Origin of the sequence: Streptomyces sp. NPDC005574 (assembly GCF_040605435.1) — a bacterium.
Taxonomy (GTDB): domain Bacteria; phylum Actinomycetota; class Actinomycetes; order Streptomycetales; family Streptomycetaceae; genus Streptomyces.
In genome coordinates this window covers 1-25661 of the sequence record NZ_JBEXCW010000102.1, presented here as the reverse complement: position 1 = coordinate 25661, position 25661 = coordinate 1, and the positions used below count along the sequence as shown (strand labels likewise).

The 25661-nt window shown below is 73.6% G+C and carries 21 protein-coding genes and 3 pseudogenes; 16 read left to right on the top strand and 8 right to left on the bottom strand.

Annotated features, from left to right (window positions below; all coding sequences use genetic code 11):
- Together ABZT03_RS36645 and ABZT03_RS36640 are read left to right on the top strand one after the other, a co-directional pair.
- Positions 1–214, top strand: a pseudogene (locus ABZT03_RS36645) (hypothetical protein); the annotation flags it as partial.
- Positions 215–249: 35 nt separating this feature from the next.
- On the top strand, positions 250–495 hold the full coding sequence (locus tag ABZT03_RS36640) for a WhiB family transcriptional regulator (RefSeq protein WP_356047468.1): 246 nt from the start codon (positions 250–252) through the stop codon (positions 493–495).
- Positions 496–536: 41 nt separating this feature from the next.
- Here the strand turns inward: ABZT03_RS36640 and ABZT03_RS36635 are convergent, their stop codons facing one another.
- The 3 genes from ABZT03_RS36635 to ABZT03_RS36625 all read right to left on the bottom strand — a co-directional run bounded on the left by ABZT03_RS36635 (position 537) and on the right by ABZT03_RS36625 (position 4252).
- Positions 537–1511 (bottom strand): acyl-ACP desaturase, encoded by a 975-nt coding sequence (locus ABZT03_RS36635; protein WP_356047466.1) that lies wholly within the window; start codon positions 1509–1511, stop codon positions 537–539.
- A 206-nt stretch (positions 1512–1717) separates the two neighbouring features.
- Positions 1718–2494, bottom strand: a complete 777-nt coding sequence (gene ddaH / locus ABZT03_RS36630) for a dimethylargininase (protein WP_356047464.1) — start codon at positions 2492–2494, stop codon at positions 1718–1720.
- A 144-nt stretch (positions 2495–2638) separates the two neighbouring features.
- Complete coding sequence (locus ABZT03_RS36625; protein WP_356047462.1) at positions 2639–4252, bottom strand: ABC-F family ATP-binding cassette domain-containing protein; 1614 nt, start codon at positions 4250–4252, stop codon at positions 2639–2641.
- Between the two features lie 312 nt (positions 4253–4564).
- On the opposite strand from ABZT03_RS36625, the gene ABZT03_RS36620 reads away from it, so the two are divergent.
- Positions 4565–5218 (top strand): GPP34 family phosphoprotein, encoded by a 654-nt coding sequence (locus ABZT03_RS36620; RefSeq protein ID WP_356047460.1) that lies wholly within the window; start codon positions 4565–4567, stop codon positions 5216–5218.
- 57 nt (positions 5219–5275) lie between these two features.
- Here ABZT03_RS36620 and ABZT03_RS36615 read toward each other — a convergent pair whose 3' ends face one another.
- Positions 5276–5692, bottom strand: coding sequence for an SsgA family sporulation/cell division regulator (locus tag ABZT03_RS36615; protein ID WP_356047458.1), 417 nt, complete (start codon positions 5690–5692; stop codon positions 5276–5278).
- 373 nt (positions 5693–6065) lie between these two features.
- Between ABZT03_RS36615 and ABZT03_RS36610 the strand changes: the two genes are divergently transcribed.
- From ABZT03_RS36610 to ABZT03_RS36595, 4 genes and pseudogenes are all read left to right on the top strand, one after another.
- Positions 6066–7106, top strand: a complete 1041-nt coding sequence (locus tag ABZT03_RS36610; RefSeq protein ID WP_356047470.1) for an oxidoreductase — start codon at positions 6066–6068, stop codon at positions 7104–7106.
- A 68-nt stretch (positions 7107–7174) separates the two neighbouring features.
- Positions 7175–7504: a plasmid stabilization protein gene (locus tag ABZT03_RS36605; protein WP_356047456.1), complete on the top strand. Its 330-nt coding sequence runs from the start codon at positions 7175–7177 to the stop codon at positions 7502–7504.
- 84 nt (positions 7505–7588) lie between these two features.
- Positions 7589–8275, top strand: a pseudogene (locus ABZT03_RS36600) (endonuclease V); the annotation flags it as partial.
- 568 nt (positions 8276–8843) lie between these two features.
- Entirely contained in the window at positions 8844–8990 is a 147-nt protein-coding gene (locus tag ABZT03_RS36595; protein ID WP_356047454.1) for a hypothetical protein, read from the top strand.
- A gap of 7 nt (positions 8991–8997) precedes the next feature.
- On the opposite strand, the gene ABZT03_RS36590 is transcribed toward ABZT03_RS36595, so the two are convergent.
- On the bottom strand, positions 8998–10176 hold the full coding sequence (locus ABZT03_RS36590) for a saccharopine dehydrogenase NADP-binding domain-containing protein (RefSeq protein WP_356047453.1): 1179 nt from the start codon (positions 10174–10176) through the stop codon (positions 8998–9000).
- 91 nt (positions 10177–10267) lie between these two features.
- On the opposite strand from ABZT03_RS36590, the gene ABZT03_RS36585 reads away from it, so the two are divergent.
- From ABZT03_RS36585 to ABZT03_RS36565, 5 genes are all read left to right on the top strand, one after another.
- On the top strand, positions 10268–10540 hold the full coding sequence (locus ABZT03_RS36585) for a hypothetical protein (protein WP_356047451.1): 273 nt from the start codon (positions 10268–10270) through the stop codon (positions 10538–10540).
- 128 nt (positions 10541–10668) lie between these two features.
- Positions 10669–11805, top strand: coding sequence for a CaiB/BaiF CoA-transferase family protein (locus ABZT03_RS36580; RefSeq protein ID WP_356047449.1), 1137 nt, complete (start codon positions 10669–10671; stop codon positions 11803–11805).
- Complete coding sequence (locus tag ABZT03_RS36575) at positions 11802–12944, top strand: acyl-CoA dehydrogenase family protein (protein WP_356047446.1); 1143 nt, start codon at positions 11802–11804, stop codon at positions 12942–12944. The genes ABZT03_RS36580 and ABZT03_RS36575 overlap by 4 nt, the downstream gene beginning before the upstream one ends.
- 22 nt (positions 12945–12966) lie before the next feature.
- The gene (locus tag ABZT03_RS36570; protein ID WP_356047444.1) at positions 12967–14181 is read left to right on the top strand and encodes an acetyl-CoA C-acetyltransferase; all 1215 of its coding nucleotides are present in this window, start codon (positions 12967–12969) and stop codon (positions 14179–14181) included.
- Between the two features lie 46 nt (positions 14182–14227).
- Positions 14228–16414 carry a 3-hydroxyacyl-CoA dehydrogenase NAD-binding domain-containing protein gene (locus tag ABZT03_RS36565; RefSeq protein ID WP_356047442.1) on the top strand — a complete coding sequence of 729 codons (2187 nt, stop codon included), beginning with the start codon at positions 14228–14230 and terminating at the stop codon, positions 16412–16414.
- An 84-nt stretch (positions 16415–16498) separates the two neighbouring features.
- Here the strand turns inward: ABZT03_RS36565 and ABZT03_RS36560 are convergent, their stop codons facing one another.
- Together ABZT03_RS36560 and ABZT03_RS36555 are read right to left on the bottom strand one after the other, a co-directional pair.
- Entirely contained in the window at positions 16499–17248 is a 750-nt protein-coding gene (locus tag ABZT03_RS36560; RefSeq protein WP_356047440.1) for a MerR family transcriptional regulator, read from the bottom strand.
- A 178-nt stretch (positions 17249–17426) separates the two neighbouring features.
- A complete protein-coding gene (locus ABZT03_RS36555) occupies positions 17427–18920 on the bottom strand; it encodes a M1 family metallopeptidase (RefSeq protein ID WP_356047433.1) in 1494 nt (497 codons plus the stop codon).
- Positions 18921–19142: 222 nt separating this feature from the next.
- Here ABZT03_RS36555 and ABZT03_RS36550 point away from each other — a divergent pair, with 222 nt between their 5' ends.
- The gene (locus ABZT03_RS36550; protein ID WP_356047429.1) at positions 19143–21113 is read left to right on the top strand and encodes a Xaa-Pro dipeptidyl-peptidase; all 1971 of its coding nucleotides are present in this window, start codon (positions 19143–19145) and stop codon (positions 21111–21113) included.
- A 192-nt stretch (positions 21114–21305) separates the two neighbouring features.
- On the opposite strand, the gene ABZT03_RS36545 is transcribed toward ABZT03_RS36550, so the two are convergent.
- The gene (locus ABZT03_RS36545) at positions 21306–22268 is read right to left on the bottom strand and encodes an FAD-dependent oxidoreductase (RefSeq protein WP_356047428.1); all 963 of its coding nucleotides are present in this window, start codon (positions 22266–22268) and stop codon (positions 21306–21308) included.
- Positions 22269–22343: 75 nt separating this feature from the next.
- Between ABZT03_RS36545 and ABZT03_RS36540 the strand changes: the two genes are divergently transcribed.
- The 3 genes and pseudogenes from ABZT03_RS36540 to ABZT03_RS36530 all read left to right on the top strand — a co-directional run.
- The gene (locus ABZT03_RS36540; protein WP_356047426.1) at positions 22344–23363 is read left to right on the top strand and encodes an oxidoreductase; all 1020 of its coding nucleotides are present in this window, start codon (positions 22344–22346) and stop codon (positions 23361–23363) included.
- A 48-nt stretch (positions 23364–23411) separates the two neighbouring features.
- On the top strand, positions 23412–25052 hold the full coding sequence (locus ABZT03_RS36535) for an ABC-F family ATP-binding cassette domain-containing protein (RefSeq protein ID WP_356047424.1): 1641 nt from the start codon (positions 23412–23414) through the stop codon (positions 25050–25052).
- A 532-nt stretch (positions 25053–25584) separates the two neighbouring features.
- Positions 25585–25661: pseudogene (locus ABZT03_RS36530) on the top strand (IS6 family transposase); the annotation flags it as partial.

The window sequence follows — 25661 nt, the reverse complement described above, 5'->3', positions numbered from 1 at the left end:
GACCGCCGACCGCCGACCGCCGACCGCCGAACGCCGAACGCCGACCGCCGACCGCCGACCGCCGACCGCCGACCGCCGACCGCCGACCGCCGACCGCCGACCGCCGACCGCCGACCGCCAACCGCCAACCGCCAACCGCCAACCGCCAACCGCCAACCGCCGACCGCCGACCGCATACGGCCGGCGGGCGACCGTGGCGTTGATCCGGCGTTGATCGAACGTTTTTCGCCGCCCGGCAGGCTCTCGGTCATGCACACCGACACCATCACCCCGGCCGGCAGCGCCTGGCAGGGACAGGCCCTGTGCGCGCAGACCGGGGCGGAATTCTTCTTTCCCGAACCGGGCAGTTCCGTGCGTGAGGCGAAGCGCATCTGCGGCATGTGCGAGATGCGCCCCGCCTGTCTGGAGTACGCGCTGCGCAACGACGAGCGCTTCGGCGTCTGGGGCGGCCTGTCCGAGAAGGAGCGGCTGCACCTCAGGCGTACGACGCGCTGACGCCCGCCGCCGGCCCCGGAGCCCGGGGCCGGCCGGTCGCGTCAGCCGGCCGCCCGCGCGGCCATCCGTGCCTTGCGCGCCGCCAGCTTCTCGTCGAACTTCGCGGCCTCGGAGTCCAGACCGCCCATGTACAGGCCGAGCTCCTCCTGCGCCTTGAGCCCCTCCGGGCCGAGGCCGCCGATCTCCATGACCTTCAGGAAGCGCAGCACGGGCTGGAGCACGTCGTCGTGGTGGATGCGCATGTTGTAGACCTCGCCGATGGCCATCTGCGCGGCGGCCCGCTCGAAGCCGGGCATGCCGTGGCCGGGCATGCGGAACTGCACGATGACGTCGCGCACGGCCTGCATGGTCAGGTCGGGGGCGAGGTCGAAGGCCGCCTTGAGCAGGTTGCGGTAGAACACCATGTGCAGGTTCTCGTCCGTCGCGATGCGCGCCAGCATGCGGTCGCAGACCGGGTCGCCCGACTGGTGTCCGGTGTTGCGGTGCGAGACGCGGGTCGCCAGCTCCTGGAAGGCGACGTAGGCCACCGAGTGCAGCATCGAGTGGCGGTTGTCCGACTCGAAGCCCTCGCTCATGTGGGCCATGCGGAACTGCTCCAGCTGGTCCGGGTCGACCGCGCGCGAGGCGAGCAGGTAGTCGCGCATGACGATGCCGTGCCGGCCCTCCTCCGCCGTCCAGCGGTGCACCCAGGTGCCCCAGGCGCCGTCGCGGCCGAACAGCGAGGCGATCTCGTGGTGGTAGCTGGGGAGGTTGTCCTCGGTGAGCAGGTTCACCACGAGGGCGATCCGGCCGAGCTCGGTGACCTTGGACTGCTCCTTGTCCCAGGCCTCGCCGTCCTCGAAGATGCCGGGGAAGTTGCGGCCGTCGCTCCAGGGCACGTACTCGTGCGGCATCCAGTCCTTGGCCACACCGAGGTGCCGGTTGAGTTCCTTCTCGACCACTTCCTCCAGGGCGTACAGCAGTCTGGCGTCTGTCCAGACGGAAGAATTGCCGAGGTGAGGGGAAGTGATCGTCACGGAAGCTCCAGGGGGACGCGTACTCAATCAGGGCAAACCGGCCGCGAGGCCGGAACCTACGGCATCGTAGGCTACGAACCCGTAGGTTACGAGACCGTAGGTTAAGCCCGCTGTAAAGATCGCTGATCAGGCAGGGTGCCGGGGCGGGCGCCCCTCCTACCAGGTTCGCAGGTCTCCGGGCCGGAGAGGGCGAGTGCCCTGCTCCTTCAAACGTACAGCTCCCGCAGCCGAACCGAGAGGCATGTCACACAGCCTTCGAGTTTCTCGAACTCGCTGATGTCCACCGGCACCGGTTCGTGGCCGAGGTCCGCCAGCAGCTCGGCGGTCTTCGGGGCGCTCGCGGCCATCAGGAGTTTGTCGCCGCCCAGCAGCACCACGTGCGCGCCGGACTCCTCCGGCACCGGCAGGAAGCGCGGGAACAGCGAGGGGGCGTCCAGCTGGGGGATACGGCCCAGGACCGTCCCGTCGGGCAGGGCCGTGACCGCCGACTTCAGGTGCAGCACCTTGCCGACCGGAACCGCGACGACCCGTGCCCCCAGCGGCTCGAAGACGGCCCGCAGCTGCTGCACGCCGGCCGCGTTGGTGCGCCCGCCGCGGCCGACGTAGATCGTGTCGCCGATCTTCAGCACGTCACCGCCGTCGAGCGTGCCCGGCTCCCAGACCCAGTTCACCGAGCAGCCCAGCCGGGCTACGGCCTCCTCGACCCCGGCCGTCTCCCCGCGCCGGGACTCGGCGCCGGGCCGGGTGATCAGGGCGACGTTGCGGTACATGACCACGGTGTCCTCGACGAAGACCGCGTCGGGGCAGTCGTCGGCCGGATCCACCTCGACCGTCTCCCAGCCGTGCGTGCGCAGCGCCTCCGCGTACGCCTCCCACTGCTCGGCCGCGAGCCCGGTGTCGACCGTCTCGCGCTCCAGGTGGGTGAGCAGACCCTCGGCGAGACGGGGACCGGGGCGGCGGATGAGGGCCTTCTTGCTGGGCACGAGGCGGACTCCGTATCGGCGGGACGGTGGCGGCGCCCGGTGAAAGGGCGCCGGTCCGCCATCATGCAGGGCCGGTGGGCGGGGGCAAAACCCCGGCGGCCCGGCTGTGGCCCGGTCGACACGCTCCCGGCGCTCCCGGCGGGCTCATCCGATGTCCTCCGGCGCGATGTCCCGCAGCGTCCCGTCGAGCAGCAGCCAGCGGGTGATGCCGAGCGACTCCAGGAACGGCAGGTCGTGGCTCGCCACGATCAGTGCCCCCTCGTACGACTCCAGGGCCCCGGTCAGCTGGCGCACGCTTCCCATGTCGAGGTTGTTGGTCGGCTCGTCCAGCATCAGCAGCTGCGGCGCGGGCTCGGCCAGCATCAGCGCGGCGAGGGCGGCCCGGAAGCGTTCGCCGCCGGACAGGGTCGCCGCCCGCCGGTCGGCGCGGGCGCCCCGGAACAGGAAGCGGGCCAGCCGGGCCCGGATCCGGTTGTCGGTGGCGCCCGGCGCGAACCGGGCCACGTTCTCGGCGACGGTGAGTTCGCCGTCGAGGACGTCCAGCCGCTGGGGCAGGAAACGCAGCGGGACATGCGCCCGCGCCTCGCCGGCCACCGGTTCCAGTTCCCCGGCGATCGTGCGCAGCAGCGTCGTCTTGCCCGCTCCGTTGCGTCCGATCAGGGCGACGCGCTGCGGACCGCGCAGGTCGAGGCCGCCGTCGACGCGGGCGCCGTACGCGAGCCGGAGATCCTGGAGGGTGAGGACGGTCCGGCCCGGCGGTACGGCCGTGCTGGGCAGGTCGACGCGGATCTCGTCGTCGTCCCGGACGGCCTCCACCGCCTCGTCGAGCCGCTCCCTGGCCCCGCTGAGCCGTTCCTCGTGCAGCAGGCGGTGCTTGCCGGCGGACTCCTGCGCGGCGCGTCTGCGGGCGCCCATGACGATCTTCGGTTCGCGCTTCTGCTCGAACATCTTCTGGCCGTAGCGCTTGCGGCGGGCCAACTTGACCTGTGCGTCGGCCAGTTCGCGTTTCTGCCGGCGGACGTCGGCCTCGGCGGAGCGGACCGTGCGTTCGGCGGCCTCCTGTTCGGTGGCGAGTGCCTCCTCGTACGCCGAGAAGTTGCCGCCGTACCAGGTGATCCGGCCGGAGCGCAGGTCGGCGATCTGGTCGACCAGGTCGAGGAGTTCGCGGTCGTGACTGACCACGACCAGCACGCCCGGCCAGGACGCGACGGCCGCGTACAGCCGCCGGCGCGCGTACAGGTCGAGGTTGTTGGTGGGCTCGTCGAGCAGCAGCACGTCCGGCCGGCGCAGCAGCAGCGCGGCCAGCCGCAGCAGCACCGACTCACCGCCCGACAACTCGCCGACGGTGCGGTCCAGTTCGATGTGCCCGAGGCCGAGTTCGCCGAGGGTGGCGAGCGCCCGCTCCTCCACGTCCCAGTCGTCGCCGACGGTCTCGAAGTGCTCCTCGGCCACGTCGCCCGTCTCGATGGCGTGCAGCGCGGTCCGCCGGGCGGCGATGCCGAGTGCCTCGTCGACCCGCAGCGCGGTGTCGAGTGTGACGTTCTGCGGGAGGTGGCCCACCTCGCCGGCGACGCGCACGGTGCCGTCGGCCGGGGCGAGTTCCCCGGCGACCAGCCTCAACAGGGTGGACTTGCCCGAGCCGTTGACGCCGACGAGGCCGGTCCTGCCGGGGCCGAAGGCGACGTCGAGGCCGTCGAGGACGCCGGTGCCGTCCGGCCAGGCGAAGGAGAGGGAGGTACAGGTGATGGAGGCGGACATACGGGTCTCCGTGGGTTGCTCGGTGCGGTCAGGGGCAGACGCGTATCGAGACACCGGAAGGCGACGGCGGGGCACCGGGCGGAGGGAGAGCCGGAAAACAGAGAAAGGCCCTGCTCGCGGGGGACGGCTCGAACGCCGAGGTCGCACGCTGCGCACACACCTCACGTGTGTGACACGGTGTCTCACAACCTCAGACGAGCAACGTCCTTCTCCGATCGACGGCAACAGAACCGTCATCCACGGTATGAACGGCCCCGGCGGCTGTCAACGCATTAACTTCGTCCCCCGACCGCACCTCGCGAAGGAGAACCCGTGTCCGACGGCTCGCTCTCGCTACCGGCCCGGCTGTGCCTGCTGGCCTGGGACACCATGGGGAGGGAGGTCTCCGGCGCCACCCGGATGCCCCAACTGGTCCGGGCCGGCGCCCTCACCGAACTCGCCCAGCGCGGTCTGCTCACCGACGACGAGGGCATCGCCACGCCCGCCGACCTCGACTCCGAGACCGGGGACCCGGTCCTCGACGGACTGCTGGAACTGGTCCGGGAGTCCCGGCCGCACCGCTGGCGGACCTGGGTGACCCTGCGGGCGCGGATCACCGTGGAGGCCGTACGGGAGCAGCTGACCGCCGACGGGTACCTGCGCGCGGAGAAGCGGCGGGTGCTCGGGGTCTTCCCGACGGTGGAGTACGTCCTGGAGCGCGAGGCGGCCGTGGAGGCGCTGCGGACCGCGGCGCGGGAGGTCCTGCTCGGGCCGGTGCCGGTCGTGGAGGTCTCCGAGCGGGACGCGGCCGTGGTGGCGCTGGCGGCCGCGGCGGAGCCGCGCATCCTGCTGCCGGGCAGGGACCGTGTCGTGCCCGAGGAGCGCGTGGAGGCGCTGGCCGGTCGCTGCGGGGCGGCGGTTCCGGTGCTGCGGACGGTCGTCAGGGAAGCGCGTACGGCGATGGCGGCGGCGTCCGTGGCCGAATGAGGCCGTCGGCCGTCGGCGTCCCCGGTGCGCGGGGGCGGTGGGCCCGGGTGGGTCCGGTCAGCAGGCGTCCCGCATGAGTTGGGCCAGGTCGTGGTCCAGGTCGAGCTGCAGGTACTCCAGGCCGACGGGCACGAGTTCGCCGGTGGCCCGCAGGAAGCGGCGCAGCTCGCCCGTCATGACGTGCACGACGGCGGTGCCCTCGGGGGCGTGGAACTCCATGACGGTGCGGTCGTAGCCGTAGGGCCGCACCCGGACGTCGCCGTGGCCCTGGGGCGCGTGGAGCCCGGCCGCCAGCAGTTCGCGGCTGAAGGTCCAGCACACCTCCACGCCCTCCAGTGTGGCTGGGGCGGGGAAGGTCATGCGGACCGCGTAGGGATCGCGCCGGTCGTAGTGCAGCATGGCGGGAATGGTCGACATCCGCGGCGCGGCGGCGACGAGACGGGCCTCTACGGGCTGCTCGATGACGATGGACAACGCCTTGCTCCCTTGCGACGGACGGACGGACTGCCGGTGGACGAGGCCGGACACTGGATGAGACGTCGGATTCGGCCAATCCGTGCACACGAGTGCCGAGTGACCTCGGTCACCACTTCCGCACGGCGGTGACGCGGCGAGGGCGTCTGGACGGCGCCGGGGCGGTGGGCTAGCTTCGCCCGCCATGAGGCGCTTGGGGAACACGCGACGAACGGCACCGGCGATACAGGCCGTGCAGCCGGCAAAGCCGGTACAGGCGATAAAGCCGGTACAGGTGGTACAGCCGGTACAGGCGATGCGGGAGGCACCGGCGGGGCGGAGGGTGCCGGCGCGACGCGCGGCGGCCCTTGTGCGGCGTACGGCGGTCGGGGCCCTGTGCGCGGTGGCGCTGGCCGCCGTGACGGCCGTACCCGCGCAGGCGCACCCGCCCCGGCACCCGGCGCCGCACTGGGAACTCAAGGACAGCGGCACCCCGGACGTGCGGTTCAGGGGCCTGTCGGCCGTCAGCCGCGACACCGCCTGGGTGGCCGGCACGCAGGGCACCGTCCTGCGCACCACCGACGGCGGGGCGCACTGGCGAAAAGTCTCCCCGCCGGGCGCCGCCGACCTCCAGTTCCGGGACATCGAGGCGTTCGACGCGCGCCGGGCCGTCATCCTGGCCATCGGGGAGGGGGAGGCGTCCCGCGTGTACCGCACCGACGACGGCGGGACGACCTGGACCGAGTCCTTCCGCAACACCGACGACCGCGCCTTCTACGACTGCCTCACCTTCTTCGACCACCGCCACGGGCTCGCGATGAGCGACCCGGTGGACGGTGCCTTCCGCATCCTGTCCACCAGCGACGGCGGCCGGTCGTGGAAGGTCCTGCCGAACACGGGCATGCCGGCCGCGCAGGACGGCGAGGCCGGGTTCGCGGCCAGCGGCCAGTGCCTCGTCACCGCCGGGCCCAGGGACGTGTGGCTGGCCACCGGCGGGGCCGCCCGCGCGCGCGTGCTGCACTCCGCCGACCGCGGACTGACCTGGACGGCCGCCGACGCGCCGATCCCGGCCGGCGACCCGGCGCGCGGTGTCTTCGCCCTCGCCTTCCGCGACCGTGCGCACGGGCTCGCGGTCGGCGGCGACTACCGCGCCGACCAGCCGTCACCGCGGGCGGCGGCGGTGACCGGCGACGGCGGCCGCACCTGGCGCGTCTCCGCCACGCCCCCGCCCGCCTACCGCTCCGGCGTCGCCTGGCTCCCGCGCTCCCGCACGGCCGCGCTCGCGGTCGGCCCCACCGGCACCGACCTGACGACCGACGGCGGCCGGACCTGGCGCACGGTCGACACGGGCTCCTACGACACCGTGGACTGCGCGCCCGGCAAGGGGTGCTGGGCGGCGGGTGAGAAGGGCCGGGTGGCCCGGCTGGAGAACTGATCGCACGACGGCGTGGGGGATCGGCGCGAGGGGGTACCCGGGCGGCGGACCGGAAGGAGTGAACGGACATGCCGCGTGGTTCGAGCCCCAAGCGGGAACGCCAGTACGAGCACATCAAGGACAGCGCCGAGGACCGGGGCGAGAGCACCGAGCGCGCCAGGGAGATCGCGGCCCGCACGGTGAACAAGGAACGCGCCCGGTCCGGTGAGTCGAAAACCGCGAGCCGTACCTCGACCCAGGACCCGAAGTCGTCCGGTCAGCGGGGCGGCGAGCGGTCCGGCAAGGGCTCCCAGGGCCCCACCCGCGACCAGCTCTACGAAGAGGCCAAGCGCCGCAACATCCAGGGGCGTTCGGACATGAACAAGAGCGAGCTGCAGCGCGCGCTGGACAAGGGCTGACCCGTCCTCGCGCGCCGGGCCGTGACCTCGGGCCCGTCCCCGGACGCCGCCGCGCGTCCGGGGACCCGTACGCTCAGGTCCACCATGACGACGACCGTACGCACCCCGGCGGGCTGGCCCACGACCATCGAAGAGGCTCGGGCCGTCCAGGACGAGTTGCGGCGGCGGGTGGTGCTCGACGAGCCGGGCCCGCCGCCCGGCACGGGACACGTGACGGGTGTCGACGTCGCCTACGACGACGAACTCGACATGGTCGCCGCCGCGGCCGTCGTGCTGGACGCGGCCACCCTCGACGTCGTCGCCGAGGCCACCGCCGTCGGCCCGGTCTTCTTCCCCTACGTCCCCGGCCTGCTCGCCTTCCGCGAGATCCCCGCGGTCCTCGCCGCCCTCCAGGCCCTGCCCTGTCCGCCCGGCCTGGTCGTCTGCGACGGCTACGGCCTGGCCCACCCGCGCCGCTTCGGCCTGGCGAGCCACCTCGGCGTCCTCACCGGGCTGCCCACGATCGGCGTCGCCAAGAACCCCTTCACCTTCACCTACGACGATCCCGCCCCCGAACGCGGCGCGTCCTCGCCGTTGCTGGCGGGCGACGAGGAGGTCGGCCGCGCGCTGCGCACCCGCGCGTCCGTGAAACCGGTCTTCGTGTCCGTGGGCCACCGGGTCGGCCTGTCCACCGCCTGCGCCCACACCCTCGCCCTCTCCCCCCACTTCCGCCTCCCGGAAACGACCCGCAGGGCGGACTCCCTGTGCCGGCGGGCGCTGCGGGAGTCGACCCGATGGCCGGAGGAACTGCTCCGGCGGGCCGCCGCGGACCGTGACCAGAGCTGGGGGCGCACCCTGTGCGAGGCGCGGCGCGACCCCGTGACCTGGGCCGGCCGGGTGCTGGAGGCGGCGGCGGGGGAGCCGGGGAGCCGGCCGGCGGAGATCGCGGCCGCGCTGGATCTGGCGCGCGACCGCGACCGGTGGAGCGGGGGCCGTGAGGTGTTCGACCTGGTGCGCGCGGCCGGAGCCGCGGACGGCGAGCAGGCGCCGGAGGAGCGGCGACTGCTGCTGCGCCTGGCGGAACTGGTCGGCGAACTCGCACACAACTGGTCGGGACCGCCCCCGTACTTCGACCATCACGCGGGATGGGCCGTCGGCCCGCTCGCCGTGCGCCTGGCCGCGGTCACGGGCGATCCGGCCGTCCGGGACCGGATCGCCGGCGCGCTGGGGGACCTGCCGCCGGACGGACCGGCCGACCTGCTCCGACCGGGGACCGGGAGCGGCGACGGGCGCCCTGAGTACGGGAACTGAGTACCTGTACGGAGGCGGGTGCGCCGCCGCCCCCGGCAGGCTGTGCCGTATGACGACGCACCGATCGCCCAAGCCGCTCGCCGACCCAGAGCGCCCCGTCGAGCGTGCCGTGACGGCGGCCCTGATCCTGGCCGTGCTGGCCGGGTTCGCCTGGATCTGCGGGATGGTCTACACCGTGGCCCAGTGGCCGCTGTAGCGGGCTCTCAGCGGGTCGCGACCACCCGGAAGGTGATCCCCGCCCGGCGCAGCCGGTCGATCAGCGCGTCGCCCATCGCCTGGGCCGTGGTGACCTGACCCGCCGTCGGCGGCAGTTCGTCCAGGGCCAGGGACAGCGCGGACTCGGCGAACATCTTCGCCGTCTCGTCATAGCCGGGGTCGCCGCCCGAGACCTCCGTGAACACCCGCCGGCCGCCGCCCTGACCCACGAAACGCACCCGGAACCAGCTCTTCGCGCGCTTCTCGGCGCTGGGTCCGTCCCCGGGCCTGAGCCGGTCGGACAGCAGGCGCCGCACCAGCGGAAGCTGCGCGGCCGCCACGAGGGTGCCGACGCCCGCCGCGCCGCCCACCGCCACCGGCAGCCGCCTGACGGCCGCGTAGTGCCGGTAGCGGAAGTCGGGGCCGTAGCGCTCCAGGGCCTTCGCGGAGCGCCGCACGATCTGCGGGTCGATGGTCGGCAGGGGCAGGGCCCAGGCGCCGACCTCCGGGGCGAAGCGCGGCGCGCCCGTCGGAGCGGAGGCCCGCCGGCCCATCAGCCGCGGCTCGTGCCGGCGCCGCTCCCGCGCGGCGGCCAGCAGCTGCCGCCCGCGGGCGAACTGGCCGAGTGCCGAGGCGAAGGTGCCGCCGGAGAAGGCGGCGTCCACCGTCACGAAGGCGTCGACCGTCAGGGGCACCCCCTCCGGCAGCTGTCGGACGGTGAAGTAGGCGCCCAGGTCGTGCGGCACCGAGTCGAACCCGCAGGCGTGCACGAGCCGGGCGCCGGTCTCTCGCGCGCGGGCGTCGTGCCGGACGTACGTCAGGTCCACGAACTCCGGCTCACCGGTGAGGTCGAGATAGTCCGCGCCGGTGTCCGCGCAGGCGGCGACGAGCTCCTCCCCGTGGACCACGTACGGGCCCACCGTCGTGGCCACCACGCGCGCCTGCTCGGCGAGGGCCCGCAGCGAGGCCGGATCGGACACGTCCGCGCGCAGTACGCCGGGCCGCGCGCCGCCGGTCAGCCGGTCGCGCAGCCGCTCCAGCTTCTCCTCGCTGCGCCCCGCGATCGCCCAGCGCAGTCCGTCCGGCGCGTGGGCGGCGAGGTACTCCGCGGTGAGCGTCCCGACGAAGCCGGTGGCTCCGAAGAGCACGATGTCGTAAGGACGGTCGGTCCTGTTCAGCCTGCTCATGACACCCCTCGGTCCAGCAGCACGCGCCGTTGTCGGTGGCCGAGGCTAGCGTGAGGGGTGCGTGGTCCGTCGACGAGGTGGGAGGTGTGCGGTGAGCGTGTCCGGAAACATCCCGACGAAACGCGAGAAGACGCGCGCCGTGGCCGCCGTTCGGCAGGGCGCCCCCGAGCCGTACCCCTGGGGGAGGACCGTCGAGGCCGCCGGCCGTGAGCCCGCCGGGCCCGGACCCGACGGAGCCGGCCGCGTGCGCGTCCCCCTGTCCGGAAAGAGCCGCCCGGTCGCCGCGCCGCCGTGCGCCCCGGTGGCGCGGAGCCACCGGGTGATCGCCCCCACCCGCCTGATAGCGGGGTTCGGCGCCCGCTGAGCCGGGTTCCCGGCCCGGCGCCGCCACGGGTTGGCCAAGCGCTTGCTCGCCCAGCCCTTGTGTCCGGTGGAACACGTTCCTAGCATCATCGGTGTTACAGCAGTTGTGTCACGACTCATGGGGGCTGCATGGCAGCGGCAAGGACGCCGGCACACGGTCCGCTCACCGGCGTACGCGTGGTGGAGCTGGCCGGCATCGGGCCCGGCCCGTTCGCCGCCATGCTCCTGGCCGACCTGGGCGCCGACGTCGTCCGCGTCGACCGGCCCGGCGGCCCGGGGCTGGCCATCACCCCCGAGCACGACATCACCAACCGCAACAAGCGCTCCGTGATCGTCGACCTGAAGTCGCCGGACGGTGCCGCCCGCGTCCTCGACCTCGCCGAACGCGCCGACATCCTCATCGAGGGCAACCGCCCCGGCGTCGCCGAGCGGCTCGGCGTCGGCCCCGCGGCCTGCCACGCCCGCAACCCGCGGCTGGTCTACGGCCGGATGACCGGCTGGGGCCAGGACGGCCCCCTCGCCGCGCGCGCCGGACACGACGTCACCTACATCGCGCTGACCGGTGCCCTCGGCATGATCGGCCCGCCCGACCGGCCGCCGGCCGTGCCCGCCAACCTGCTCGGCGACTTCGCGGGCGGCTCGCTCTACCTCGTCGTCGGCGTGCTCGCCGCGCTCCACCACGCGCGCGCCACCGGCACCGGCCAGGTCGTCGACGCGGCCATCGTCGACGGCACCGCGCACCTGTCCGCCATGATCCACGGCATGCTCGCCGCGGGCGGCTGGCAGGACCGGCGCTCGGCCAACCTGCTCGACGGCGGCTGCCCCTACTACGGCACCTACGAGACGTCCGACGGCCGGTACATGGCGGTGGGCGCCCTGGAGCCGATGTTCTACGCGGAGTTCCTGCGCCTGCTCGGCATCGAGGACCAGGCCGGCGCCCGTACCGACTGGACCCGCTGGGGAGAACTGCGCGAGGCGGTCGCGGCCCGCTTCAGAACCCGCACCAGGGACGAGTGGACGGCCGTCTTCGAGGCCTCCGACGCGTGCGTGGCACCCGTCCTGACGCTGCGCGAGGCACCGCACCACCCGCACCTCGCGGCCCGCGGCACCTTCACCGACCACGGCGGCCTCACCCAGCCCGCCCCCGCGCCCCGCTTCTCCGCGACCCCCACCGCCGTCCGTACCGGCCCCGCCCTCCCGGGCGCGGCCACGGCCGACGTGGCCCGCGACTGGGACGTACCCGACCTCACGAAGGACCTCGGATGAAGCGGCGGATCTTCGCCCCCGAGCACGACACGTTCCGTGCCACCGTGCGCAGCTTCCTGGAGCGGGAGGTGCTGCCCCACTACGAACAATGGGAGAAGGACGGCATCGTCTCCCGCGACGCCTGGCGGGCCGCCGGCAAGCAGGGCCTGCTCGGCCTCGCCGTCCCCGAGGAGTACGGGGGCGGAGGCACCCCCGACTTCCGCCACAGCGCCGTGCTCACCGAGGAGTTCACCCGGGCCGGCGCCGGCGGCCTGGCCCTCGGACTGCACAACGACATCATCGGCCCCTACCTCACCGGCCTCGGCACCGAGGAGCAGAAACGCCGCTGGCTGCCGGGATTCTGCGACGGCTCGCTGATCACGGCCATCGCCATGACCGAACCCGGCGCCGGCTCCGACCTCCAGGGCATCCGCACCCACGCCGAGGACCGCGGCGACCACTGGCTGCTCAACGGCTCGAAGACGTTCATCTCCAACGGAATCCTCGCCGACCTGGTCGTCGTCGTGGCCAGGACGACCCCGCAGGGCGGCGCGCACGGCCTCTCACTGCTCGTCGTCGAACGCGGCGCCGAGGGCTTCGAGCGGGGCCGCAACCTCGACAAGATCGGCCAGAAGGCGCAGGACACCGCCGAGTTGTTCTTCCACGACGTCCGCGTGCCCGCCCAGAACCTGCTCGGCGAACGCGACGGCGCCTTCGGCCACCTGATGACCAACCTCGCCCAGGAACGCCTCAGCATCGCCGTCTCCGCGATCGCCGCCGCGGAACACCTCGTGGAGATCACCACCCGGTACGTCAAGGAGCGCGAGGCCTTCGGCCGGCCGCTCGCCCGGCTCCAGCACATACGCTTCGAGATCGCCGACATGGCCACCGAGTGCGCCGTCACCCGCGCCTTCCTCGACCGCTGCATCGAGGACCACGCGGACGGCGGACTCGACGCGGTGCACGCCTCCATGGCCAAGTGGTGGGCGACCGAGCTGCAGAAGCGGGTCGCCGACCGGTGCCTGCAACTGCACGGCGGCTACGGCTACATGAGCGAACACCCCGTGGCCCGGGCCTACACCGACGGCCGCATCCAGACCATCTACGGCGGGACCACCGAGATCATGAAGGAGATCATCGGCCGTTCCCTGCTCGGCTGACCCCTCCCCGAAAGGCGCTCCAGTGACCACCGAGGCGTATGTGTACGACGCGATCCGCACCCCGCGCGGACGCGGCAAGGCGAACGGCTCCCTGCACGGCACCAAGCCCATCGACCTGGTCGTCGGACTCATCCACGAGATCCGCGCCCGCTTCCCCGGCCTCGACCCGGCCGCGATCGACGACATCGTGCTCGGCGTCGTGGGACCGGTCGGCGACCAGGGCTCGGACATCGCCCGGATCGCCGCGATCGCCGCCGGACTGCCCGACACGGTCGCCGGCGTCCAGGAGAACCGCTTCTGCGCCTCCGGCCTGGAAGCCGTCAACATGGCCGCCGCCAAGGTCCGTTCCGGCTGGGAGGACCTCGTCCTCGCGGGCGGTGTCGAGTCCATGTCCCGGGTGCCGATGGCCTCCGACGGCGGCGCCTGGTTCAACGACCCGATGACCAACCTCACCGTCGACTTCGTCCCGCAGGGCATCGGCGCCGACCTGATCGCCACCATCGAGGGCTTCACCCGCCGGGACGTCGACGAGTACGCCGCCCTCTCCCAGGAGCGGGCCGCCACCGCCTGGAAGGAGGGCCGCTTCGAGCGCTCCGTCGTACCGGTCCTCGACCGCGCCGGCCTCGTCGTCCTCGACCACGACGAGCACCCGCGCCCCGGCACCACCGCCGACTCCCTCGGCAGGCTCAAGCCGTCCTTCGCCGACATCGGCGAACTGGGCGGCTTCGACGCCGTCGCCCTCCAGAAGTACCACTGGGTCGAGAAGATCGACCACGTGCACCACGCCGGCAACTCCTCCGGCATCGTCGACGGCGCCTCGCTGGTCGCGATCGGCTCCAGGGAGGTCGGCGACCGCTACGGACTCACCCCGCGCGCCCGGATCGTCTCCGCGGCCGTCTCCGGTTCCGAGCCCACCATCATGCTCACCGGCCCCGCGCCCGCCTCCCGCAAGGCGCTCGCCAAGGCCGGACTCACCGTCGACGACATCGACCTGGTGGAGATCAACGAGGCGTTCGCGGCGGTCGTCCTGCGTTTCGTGCGGGACATGGGCCTGTCCCTGGACAAGGTCAACGTCAACGGCGGCGCGATCGCGCTGGGCCACCCGCTCGGCGCCACCGGCGCCATCATCCTCGGAACGCTCGTCGACGAACTGGAGCGCCAGGACAAGCGGTACGGCCTCGCCACCCTGTGCGTGGGCGGCGGCATGGGCGTGGCGACGATCGTCGAACGCATCTGACACCCGGCGGAATCCGGACCCGAGCGACTTCTACGGAGACCCTGTCATGACCGAGAGCACCACCATCCGCTGGGAACAGGACGACACCGGCGTCGTCACCCTCGTCCTCGACGACCCCGACCAGTCCGCGAACACCATGAACCAGGCGTTCCGCGGCTCCCTCACCGTGATCGCGGACCGTCTGGAGGCGGCCGTCGAGGCCGACCCCGACGCGATCCGCGGCATCATCCTCACCTCGGCCAAGAAGACCTTCTTCGCCGGCGGCGACCTGCGCGACCTGATCCGGGTCACCCCCGGCACCGCGCGGGAGCTGTTCGAGGGCGGCCTCGCCATCAAGCGTGACCTGCGCCGAATCGAGACCCTCGGCAAGCCGGTCGTCGCCGCCGTCAACGGCGCCGCCCTGGGCGGCGGTTACGAACTCGCCCTGGCCTGCCACCACCGCGTCGCACTCGACGCGCCCGGCTCCAGGATCGGCTGCCCCGAGGTCACCCTCGGCCTGCTCCCCGGAGGCGGCGGCGTCGTCCGCACCGTCCGCCTGCTGGGCATCGCCGACGCGCTGCTGAAGGTGCTTCTCCAGGGCACCCAGTACACCCCGCGGCGCGCCCAGGAGAACGGCCTCGTCCACGAAGTGGCCGCCACCCCGGAGGAGTTGATCGCCAAGGCGCGCGCCTACATCGACGCCAACCCGGTCTCCCAGCAGCCCTGGGACAAGCCCGGCTACCGGATCCCGGGCGGCACGCCGGCCCACCCCAAGTTCGCGGCGAACCTGCCCGCCTTCCCCGCCAACCTGCGCAAGCAGACCAACGGCGCGCCCTACCCCGCCCCCCGCAACATCCTCGCGGCCGCGGTCGAGGGCTCCCAGGTCGACTTCGAGACCGCGCAGGTCATCGAGGCCCGGTACTTCGTGGAACTGGCGGCCGGCCAGACCTCGAAGAACATGATCCAGGCGTTCTTCTTCGACCTCCAGGCCGTCAACTCCGGCGCCAACCGGCCGGCGGGCGTCGAGCCGCGCACCGTCCGCAGGGCCGCCGTCCTCGGCGCCGGGATGATGGGCGCGGGCATCGCCTACTCCTGTGCCCGCGCCGGCATCGACGTCGTACTGAAGGACGTGTCGCTGGAAGCCGCCGTCAAGGGCAAGGGCTACTCCGAGAAGCTCTGCGCCAAGGCCGTCTCCCGGGGCCGCAGCACCCGGGAGCAGGCGGACGCCCTGCTCGCCCGCATCACCCCCACCGCCGACCCGCAGGACCTGGCCGGCTGCGACGCGGTCATCGAGGCCGTCTTCGAGGACGTCGCCCTCAAGCACAAGGTGTTCCAGGAGATCCAGGAGGTCGTCGGCCCCGACGCCCTGCTCTGCTCCAACACCTCGACCCTGCCCATCACCGTGCTCGCCGAGGGCGTTCAGCGGCAGGCCGACTTCATCGGGCTGCACTTCTTCTCGCCCGTCGACAAGATGCCCCTCGTCGAGATCATCAAGGGCGAGCGGACCGGCGAGGAGGCGCTGGCCCGCGCCTTCGACCTGGTCCGGCAGATCAACAAGACGCCGATCGTCGTCAACGACTCGCGCGGCTTCTTCACCTCCCGGGTCATCGGGCAGTTCATCAACGAGGGCGTCGCCATGGTCGGCGAGGGCATCGAGCCCGCGTCGGTCGAGCAGGCGGCCGCGCAGGCGGGCTACCCGGCCAAGGTCCTCTCCCTCATGGACGAGCTGACCCTCACCCTGCCGCGCAGGATCCGGGCCGAGTCCAGGCGGGCCGTCGAGGAAGCCGGCGGCACCTGGACCGCGCACCCCGCGGACGCCGTCATCGACCGCATGGTCGACGAGTTCGGCCGCACCGGCCGCAGCGGCGGGGCCGGCTTCTACGACTACGCCGAGGGGAAGCGCACCTCCCTGTGGCCGGGCCTGCGGGAGCACTTCACAAGGGCGGACGCCGGGATCCCGTTCGTGGACATGCAGGAGCGCATGCTCTTCTCGGAGGCGCTCGACACGGTCCGGCTGCTGGAGGAGGGCGTCCTGACGTCCGTCGCCGACGCCAACATCGGCTCGATCCTCGGCATCGGCTTCCCGGGCTGGACCGGGGGAGTCCTGCAGTACGTCAACGGCTACGAGGGCGGCCTGCCCGGGTTCGTGGCACGCGCGCGGGAACTCGCCGAGCGCTACGGCGAACGGTTCACGCCGCCGGCGCTGCTGGTCGAGAAGGCGCAGAAGGGCGAAACCTTCACCGACGCGCGCTGAGCGACCCGCTCCGGGGGAGGGGATCGGGCGCCCGCCCGGACCGTCCCCCGGAGCGGCCTCCGGTCCCGCACCCGCCCCGCGGGGTCACCCCACGGAAGACGCCCCCCGCGCGGGCTCCACGGACGACGCCGCCTCGGCGGGCGTCCCGTCGAGCCACTCGCGCAGCTCTTCCTTCAGGGACCGCTGGAAGGTCGTCAGCAGAGCCTGTACCACCAGCGGGTGCATGTGGGCCGACAGGGACTTCACGTCCTGGGCGTCCCGCTGCCCGACCTCGCCGCGGAACAGCAGCGACAGTTCGTGGGCCGCCGCCCGTGAGTGCTCGATGAGCACCGCGCGCGACGCGCGGATCGCCTCCGGCGACAGCGGTACGTCCAGGAGCCGCACCCCCAGCCGCAGCAGGCCGAGGTCGACGCGGTAGGAGTCGTCCTCGGACCGCACCACGCCCATCGCGCCCAGCCGCTCCAGGTCCTCCTCGCCCAGCGGCCGGCCCGCCCTCCGCTCCAGCTCGGCCCGCCCCAGCGTCTCCACCGCCTCCGGCGCCCAGGACGCCACCACGGCGCGCTGGACGGCGAGGTCGCGGGCGCTCAGACCGGCCGGCAGCTGCTGCAGATAGCGCTCGATGGCCGCCAGCGTCATGCCCTGGTGCTGGAGCTCCTCGATCAGTTCCAGCCGCGCCAGATGCCCGCGGCCGTAGTGCCCCACCCGGCGCGGACCGATCACCGGCGGCGGCAGCAGGCCCCGGGTGGCGTAGAAGCGGACCGTGCGGACCGTGACGCCCGCGCGCGCGGCCAGCTCGTCGATCGTGAGGGTCGGCTCCCCGGTGTCGGTCGTCATGTGCAGCAGTATCGCTGTCCCACCAGTGGTGTGAAACCTCAGCCGCACCTTCCGCGAGGCCCCGCCGGGCGCGGCGCCGCCGTCGCCGTACGGTGTGCGGACCGCACGGCGACGGCTCCGGGACACGGGCGTACGGCCCGGAACGCGCCCCGCGCGTCAGGGTCCGGCGCGCCCCGGGTCAGCCGGTGTGGACGTCGTTCGTCGCCTCGATCCTCTGCCAGGACCTCGGCCGCGCGGGCGTCTGTGACGCCTTCGCGACGGACGCGCCGCGCGCCGCGGGCGCCGCCGGCTTCACCGGCTGGAAGAGCCAGGTGTCGAACAGCGCGCCCAGTGACCTGCCGGACACCTCCTCGGCGTATGCGCGGAAGTCGGCGACGGAGGCGTTGCCGTAGGCGTACTTCCGCGGCCAGCCCTTGAGGACGGCGAAGAACGCGTCGTCGCCCACCGTGTTGCGCAGCGCCTGCACGGCCAGCGCGCCCCGGTCGTAGACGGCCGTGTCGAACTGGTCGTCCGGTCCCGGGTCGCCCGGCGGGACGGTCCAGAAGGGGTCGTCGGCCGGGTGCGAGGCGTACACGTAGTCCGCGAGTTCCTGCGTGGTGCCCTCGCCCTCGTGCTCGGACCACAGCCACTGCGCGTAGCGCGCGAACCCCTCGTTGATCCAGATGTCCTTCCAGCCCTTCAGCGACACGTCGTCGCCGTACCACTGGTGCGCCAGCTCGTGCACGACCACCGACGTGTTCGAGCCGTTCGCGAACTGCCGTGGGCTGTAGTAGACCCGGGTCTGCGTCTCCAGCGCGTACCCGGTCGTGGTGTTGGGGACGTATCCGCCGGCCGAGCCGAAGGGATACGGCCCGAACCAGCCGCTCAGCCAGTCGACGAGCTCACCGGTGCGCTCCACGCTCGCCCGCGCGGCCCCGTCGTTGTCGCCGAGGTCCCTGCTGTACGCGTTGACGACCGGCACGCCGCCCTCGGAGGTGCCGGTCGTGATGTCGAACCGGCCGACCGCCAGCGTGGTCAGGTAGGTCGCCTGCGGCTTGTTCTCGCGCCAGTTGTAGCGCGTCCAGCCGAGCTTCGAACTCGTCGACTGGAGAGTGCCGTTGGAGAGAGCCTGGGTGCCGTCCGGCACGGCCACCGACACGTCGTAGGTCGCCTTGTCGAGCGGGTGGTCGTTGCTCGGGAACCACCACCAGGCCGACTCCGGCTCGTCCGCCGCGACCGCGCCGTCCGGGGTGCGGTGCCAGGTGGAGAAGCCGTACGCGCTCTTGGTGGACGGCACTCCGCTGTAGCGGACGACCACCGTGACCGGGGTGTTCGCGGGCAGTGGCGTCCTCGGGGTGATCTCCAGTTCGTGCTGACCGGAGGTCGCGAACGACGCCGGCACACCGTTGACCCGTACCTCGGCGACGTCCAGCAGGAAGTCGAGGTCGAACCGTGACAGGTCCTGCGTGGTGCGGGCCAGCAGGGTCGCGGTGCCCTCCAGTTCGTCGGTGGCCGGCTGGTACCGCAGCCGGAGGTCGTAGTGGGAGACGTCGTACCCGCCGTTGCCGTAGGCCGGGTAGTAGGGGTCCCCGATGCCGGGCGCGCCGGGCGTGCCGCTCGCGGCCGATGCCGGGATCGCCAGTAACAGGGAGGCTGCGGCGAGTGCGCCCGGCGCGATGATTCTGCGGTGCACGAAAGCTCCAAGTCGTAAGTCGTGGGGGGCAGCAGATCCGTTCGAGCCTATTGAGGCCCCGCGGTCCCGCGGGTGTCCACGGCCACCCCTGTCACACGATCGCCATTCGGCCGCCACGAGCCACCCGCACCGCGGGCCCTCTCGGCCCCGCCTTTCCGTCTCTCGCGCACGCGTCCGATTGCCGTCTTCTGCACAGGAGTTGACACCTGTACCGTCCGGCGCATGCCGACTCGCATGCGCTTCACGACCTGGAGACCGCTGGCCACCGTGGTCATCGCCGTCCTGACGGCGGCCTTCCTCACCCCGGCGGCGGCCCACGGCTCCCCACGGGAAAGCCGCCCCGTCTACTCCTACGAGAACGCCGCCCGCGAGGCGGTCTGGGTGGACACCGGCCTCGACGGCGACGCCGACGGACACACCGACCGGGTCGCCGTCGACATCGTCCGCCCGAGCGAACCCGCCCGGCAGGGCCGCAAGGTGCCCGTCATCATGGACGCCAGCCCGTACTACTCGTGCTGCGGGCGAGGCAACGAGAGCCAGCTGAAGACGTACGACGCGAACGGCGACGTCGTCCAGATGCCACTGTTCTACGACAACTACTTCGTGCCCCGCGGCTACGCCTTCGTCGGGGTGGACCTGGCCGGCACCAACCGCTCCGACGGCTGCGTCGACGTCGGCGGCCGCTCCGACATCCAGTCCGCCAAAGCCGTCGTCGACTGGCTCAACGGCCGCGCCAGGGCCTACACCAGCCGCACCGGCACCGAACGGGCCAGGGCCGGCTGGACCAACGGCAGGACCGGCATGATCGGCAAGAGCTGGGACGGCACCATCGCCAACGGCGTCGCCGCCACCGGCGTGCGGGGCCTGAAGACCATCGTGCCGATCAGCGCCATCTCCTCCTGGTACGACTACTACTTCGCCAAGGGCGCCCCGCTCTACGACTCCGGCCCCGACTGGCTCTCCGACTACGTCGACAGCCCCGACGCCCGCGCCAAGTGCGCCGCCGTGCAGCAGAAGCTGGTGGACGGGGCTCCTCGCACCGGCGACCGGACCCCGCTGTGGACCGAACGCGACTACGTGAAGGACGCCGCCAAGGTGCGGGCCAGCGTCTTCCTCGTGCACGGCATGCAGGACCTCAACGTCCGCACCAAGCACCTCGGCCAGTGGTGGGACGCCCTCGCCCGGCACGGCGTCGAGCGCAAGATCTGGCTCTCCCAGACCGGTCACGTCGACCCCTTCGACTTCCGCCGCGCCGCCTGGGTCGACACCCTGCACCGCTGGTTCGACCACGAACTCCTCGGCTACGACAACGGCGTCGACCGTGAGCCCGTCGCCGACATCGAGCGCCACCCCGACCAGTGGGTCACCTCCACGGCCTGGCCGCCGAAGGGCACGGCCACCACGACCCTGCGCCCCGGCGCGGGCCCGCGGCCCGGCGTCGGCACCCTCGGCACCAGCCGGGGCCACGGCACGGCGGCCTTCACCGACGACCCCGGGCTCGGCGAGACCGACTGGGCCGCGCACGCCGACACCCCCACACCCGAGAAGGCCGCCTTCACCACCGGCCCGCTCACCCGCGACCTGCGCCTGTCCGGTTCTTCCCGGGTCACCGTCACCGCCACCCCGACCACCTCGACGGCCCACCTCTCCGCCGTCCTGGTCGACCTCGGCCCCGACACCATCCGCGACTACGGCGCGGGCGGCGAGGGCATCACCACCCTCGCCGACCGCACCTGCTGGGGAGCGAGCACCGCGGGCGACAGCGCCTGCTTCCGGCAGACGCGGGCGCAGACCGCCGACGTCGGCCAGACGGTCGTCAGCCGCGGCTGGGCGGACCTCGGCAACTACGCGTCCGAGCACAGGGGAGTGCCGCTCACCCCGGGCCGGGCCTACACCATCACCCTCGACCTCGCGGCCACCGACCACGTGGTCCCGGCCGGCCACCGTCTGGCGCTGATCGTCGCCGGCACCGACAAGGACCTCATCGACCCCCCGTCGAGCACACCCACGCTCACCCTCGACCTGTCCCGCACCTCGGCCCGCGTCCCGCTGGTCGGCGGGGCGGCCGCCTTCGCCCGCGCCACCGGGGGCTCGACGGCCGCCACCCCGACGCCCACGACCCCGACGTCCAGGACCCTCGACGGCGTCCGGACCCCGCCCACCACACACCGGGTCCCCGACAGAACCGCCTGACGACCGACCCCCGCCCGCGCCCTCCGGACTCCGGGGGACGCGGGCCACTCACCGGCGCGCGCGTCCCTGCCCCGGGCGGGGGCGTGGGGCGCGCGCCCGTGACGTCACCGCGTGCCCGCCTTCCTCCCCGTCCGAGGCGGGCGCCGCATGCCACCGCGCGGGCGGCGAACCGGGCACCGCACGTCGACCGGCTCAGCCGGCGGGGGCGGCGGTGGCGAGGGTCGCCGCCTCCTCCGCGCAGCCCCAGGCGACGGTGACGCCCGCGCCGCCATGGCCGTAGTTGTGCACCAACACCCGCCCGTCCGGCCGCCGTTCGCGCTCCAACCGGACCGTGTCCCGGGCCGGACGCAAACCCACCCGATGCTCCAGGACACGGGCCCCCGCGATCTCGGGCCGCAGCGCCGCACACCGCCGTACGATCGCCTCGGCGACCGCCGGGTCCGGCGCCGGCGACCACGCGCCCTCCTCCGCGGTGCCGCCCAGCAGGAGCCGGCCGGGCTGCGGGAAGACGTACGCGAGCTGCCCGGAGGCGTCGGTGGAGACGGTCCAGGTGCGGACTCCGGGGTTCTCCACGACGACCAGCTGCCCGCGCACCGGACGCACGGAGCGGTCCGGCACCAGCTCGCGGGCCCCGAGCCCCGTGCAGTTGACCACCACCGGCGCACCGGCCCCGCCGAGGTCGGACACCGTGCGCTCCTCGACCCGGCCGCCCGCCCGCAGCAACCGCTCCCGCAGCCACACCAGATGGGCCGGCATGTCGATCAGCGGCAGCCGCGCCCACACCCCCGGCCCGCGGTACTCCTCGGCCGTCGCCGCCCGCAGCCCCGGCACCCGGGCACCGGCCCACGCCCGCGCCCCGTCCAGGCGGGCCTCGCCCATGACCCCCTCGACCATGCGTACGCCGGTCCGCGCGGGGTGCGCCGCCAGCTCCTCGTACACCTCCAGCGAGCGCAGCGCCCACGCCCGGGCGAGCGCCACCGGCTCGATGCGGTACGGCCACCACAGCGCCCCGGCGACGGCCGAGGTGGTCCGCCCGACCGGGTCCCGCGTCCACACCCGCACGCGGCGGCCGCGCTCGGCCAGCACGACGGCCGTCGTCAGCCCGATGACCCCGGCCCCGATCACGACGATCCCGTCGTCCCGTTCACTGTCCACAAGGGGACGATAGGGCCGCCCGGCGGAAAGCGTCCCACCGGGCTCGGACCGCCTCCCGGTGGGGATACTCCCCTCATGTCTGGCGCGTACGCGACGTTCGCCCTGGCACCGGCGACGCGTGCCGGTGCCGTGCTCGGCGACGGCCGCCACCGATCCCACCGCGACTTCACGGACTTCGTCGTCGACGGCCGGCCGCTGCTGTTCCGGCTGTCCGACCTGGACGCCGTCTCCCCGCTCACCTCCGACGTCCCGCCCGAGACCCTCACCGCCCGGATCCGTGAGCTGCTCCTCGAAGCCGACGCCCCGCTGCCCGGCCGCCGCCACCTCGTCTACGGCTGCCCCGACTGCCAGGACCCGGCCTGCGGTGCCGTCACCGCCGTCATCGCGCGCAGCGGCGACGACTACGTGTGGCGGGACTTCGCCTGGCGGAGCGGCGCACCCACCGGCCCGCGGCTCGACGCCCTGCACGGCATCGGCCCGTTCCGCTTCGACGGCACCGGCTACCGCGCGGCACTGGACGCCCTGCTCGACGGCCCCCGTACCGCCCGTCGCCGGGTCCTGCTCGTCGGCCCCCGCGCGGGCGTCCTGCCGAGGCTCGCCGCCGCCCTGCGGACCATCGGCGTCGGGGCCGACATCGCCCCCGACACCGTCGACGTCCCCACGGAGGAGCTGCGCGCCTACGCCGCCGTCGCCTTCGACAACGCCCTGCCCGCACCCGAACGCGCCGCCGTACGCCGCTGCTTCGCGCGCGCCGGACTCGACGTGGGCTACGCCGACTGCCTCGCGCCGAGCGTCCCGCTGCTCGTCGCCCAGGTCGAACAGGCGCTGGACCCGAGCCCACCGCGGCGGCGCCGGCTGGCCCGGCTCGCGGCGGCCGGCGGCGCCGCCGTCGTCGAGGTCACCTCCGCGTGCCGGGTCCGCCTCACCGTGCACCGGCCCGGCCGTCTCGCCCGCGCCCACGACCACGACGTCCTCGACGGCGTGCTGGAACCGGGCCGCCACCGCGTCGCCCTGGACGGGAAGGCGGCGCCCGGCCGGTCGTACCTGGTGGCCCGCACCCCGGAAAGCGTGCTGGTGGCAGCCGTGGCCCGCTGAAAACCCGGACGCGGGCCACCCGGCGGGGCCGTTAGGATCGACGGTCTGATGACTGCCACCCTCGTCGCGAAGAACCTCGCCGCCGGCCACGGCGACCGCTCCCTGTTCACCGGCCTCGACCTCGTCGTCGCGCCCGGCGACGTCATCGGGCTGGTCGGAGCCAACGGCGCCGGCAAGTCCACGCTGCTGCGGCTGCTCGCCGGCCTGAGCACCCCGGAGGAGGGGGAGCTGCGGCTCTCGCCGCCGACGGCCACCGTCGGCCACCTCCCGCAGGAGCCGGAACGCCGGCCGGGCGAGACCGTGCGGGACTTCCTCGCCCGCCGTACCGGCGTCGCCGAGGCGCAGCGGACGATGGACGAGGCCACCCAGGCCCTCGTCGACGGCGCGCCCGGCGCCGACGACGCCTACGCGACGAGCCTGGAGCGGTGGCTCGACCTGGGCGGCGCCGACCTCGACGAACGCGCCGAGGAGGTGGCCGCCTCGCTCGGCCTCGCCGTCGGCCTGGAGCAGCCGATGACCTCGCTCTCCGGGGGGCAGGCCGCCCGCGCCGGACTCGCCTCGCTCCTGCTGTCCCGCTACGACGTGTTCCTGCTGGACGAGCCGACCAACGACCTCGACCTGGACGGCCTGGAACGCCTCGAACGCTTCGTGAGCGGCCTGCGCGCCGGCACGGTCGTCGTCAGCCACGACCGCGAGTTCCTCCTCCGCACCGTCACCAAGGTCCTCGAACTCGACCTCGCCCAGAACCGGATCAACCTCTACGGCGGCGGCTACGCGGCCTATCTGGAGGAGCGGGAGGTCGCCCGCCGGCACGCCCGCGACGACTACGAGGAGTACGAGGGCAAGAAGGGCGCCCTCCAGGACCGGGCCCAGATGCAGCGCTCGTGGATGGACAAGGGCGTCAAGAACGCCCGCCGCAAGGCGAACAACGACAACGACAAGATCGGCCGCAAGTTCCGCAGCGAGGCCAGTGAGAAGCAGGCCGCAAAGGCCCGCCAGACCCAGCGCATGATCGAACGCCTCGACGTCGTCGACGAGCCCCGCAAGGAGTGGGAGCTGCGCATGGAGATCGCGGCGGCGCCGCGCTCCGGCGCGGTGGTCGCGACCCTGCGCGACGCCGAGGTGCGGCACGGCGACTTCGTGCTCGGCCCGGTCTCGCTGCAGATCGACTGGGCGGACCGGGTCGCGGTGACGGGAGCCAACGGCGCCGGCAAGTCGACCCTGCTCGGCGCCCTCCTCGGACGCGTCCCCCTCACCACCGGAACGGCCTCCCTCGGCCCCGGCGTCCTGGTCGGGGAGGTCGACCAGGCCCGCGCGCTCTTCCACGGCCCCGAATCCCTGCTGGACGCCTTCGGCGCGGCGGTCCCGGACACCGAGCCGGCCGAAGTACGGACCCTGCTCGCCAAGTTCGGCCTCAAGGCGGACCACGTCCTGCGGCCGGCGGCGACCCTCTCCCCGGGCGAACGCACCCGCGCCGCGCTGGCACTGCTCCAGGGCCGGGGCGTCAACCTGCTGGTCCTCGACGAGCCGACCAACCACCTGGACCTGCCGGCGATCGAGCAGTTGGAAGCCGCCCTCGACACCTACGAGGGCACCCTGCTCCTGGTCACCCACGACCGCCGCATGCTGGACGCGGTGAGCGTCACCCGCCGCCTGGAAGTGGCGGACGGCAAGGTGACGGAACGCTGAGCCCGCGCCTCCACCGCGACTGACGGCACGGGCTGAGAGGGCGGACCCGCACCGGAGCCCGCCGGTCGGCCGCATGGCGGCGGGGCTGCGCGGTCCCAGTGGAGCGCCGCCGGACCGGCGGACCCGCACCGGAGCCCGCCGGGCCCGCCCGTCGGCGTGCCCGTCATCGGGGCCGCTCCGGCGCGGCTCGGCGGGCTGCCCGGTGGGCTGTCGTCATCCGGGGCGTACGGGCCGCCCAGTGTGACGCCCGGTCGGCGTGCCGTCACCCGGGCGTACCGGCGCGGCCCGGCGTGCCGTCCGGCCGTCCGGCGTCAAGGTCGCCGAGTCCGCCCGGCCGGCGGTGCCGCGGGCGGTCCTAGGGGCGCCCGTGCCCGGCGTGCGCTCAGTGCACGCGTCCCCGGCCGCCCCTGGTCGCGCCGCTCAGCGCTTGCCCTTCTTCGGGTCCAGCAGGCCGGCCCGGCGCAGTGCGTCGGCCATCGCCCCGTCGGCCGGCGCCGGAGTCTGGCGCGAGCCGCCGCGGGCACCGGCACCGGACCGGGCCGAGAACAGTCACCAGCCGACAAGGCAACGCGAACGCGCGATGAAGGGCTTCCGATCAGTAGGCGGAGC

What these genes read in the sequence shown, in the direction of transcription:
- ABZT03_RS36640 (WP_356047468.1), top strand. Translation starts at nt 250, where the DNA reads ATGCACACCGACACCATCACCCCGGCCGGCAGCGCCTGGCAGGGACAG.
- ABZT03_RS36625 (WP_356047462.1), bottom strand. Translation starts at nt 4,252, where the DNA reads ATGTCCGCCTCCATCACCTGTACCTCCCTCTCCTTCGCCTGGCCGGAC.
- ABZT03_RS36605 (WP_356047456.1), top strand. Translation starts at nt 7,175, where the DNA reads ATGCCGCGTGGTTCGAGCCCCAAGCGGGAACGCCAGTACGAGCACATC.
- ABZT03_RS36595 (WP_356047454.1), top strand. Translation starts at nt 8,844, where the DNA reads ATGACGACGCACCGATCGCCCAAGCCGCTCGCCGACCCAGAGCGCCCC.
- ABZT03_RS36590 (WP_356047453.1), bottom strand. Translation starts at nt 10,176, where the DNA reads ATGAGCAGGCTGAACAGGACCGACCGTCCTTACGACATCGTGCTCTTC.
- ABZT03_RS36580 (WP_356047449.1), top strand. Translation starts at nt 10,669, where the DNA reads ATGGCAGCGGCAAGGACGCCGGCACACGGTCCGCTCACCGGCGTACGC.
- ABZT03_RS36575 (WP_356047446.1), top strand. Translation starts at nt 11,802, where the DNA reads ATGAAGCGGCGGATCTTCGCCCCCGAGCACGACACGTTCCGTGCCACC.
- ABZT03_RS36565 (WP_356047442.1), top strand. Translation starts at nt 14,228, where the DNA reads ATGACCGAGAGCACCACCATCCGCTGGGAACAGGACGACACCGGCGTC.
- ABZT03_RS36560 (WP_356047440.1), bottom strand. Translation starts at nt 17,248, where the DNA reads ATGACGACCGACACCGGGGAGCCGACCCTCACGATCGACGAGCTGGCC.
- ABZT03_RS36550 (WP_356047429.1), top strand. Translation starts at nt 19,143, where the DNA reads ATGCCGACTCGCATGCGCTTCACGACCTGGAGACCGCTGGCCACCGTG.
- ABZT03_RS36540 (WP_356047426.1), top strand. Translation starts at nt 22,344, where the DNA reads ATGTCTGGCGCGTACGCGACGTTCGCCCTGGCACCGGCGACGCGTGCC.
- ABZT03_RS36535 (WP_356047424.1), top strand. Translation starts at nt 23,412, where the DNA reads ATGACTGCCACCCTCGTCGCGAAGAACCTCGCCGCCGGCCACGGCGAC.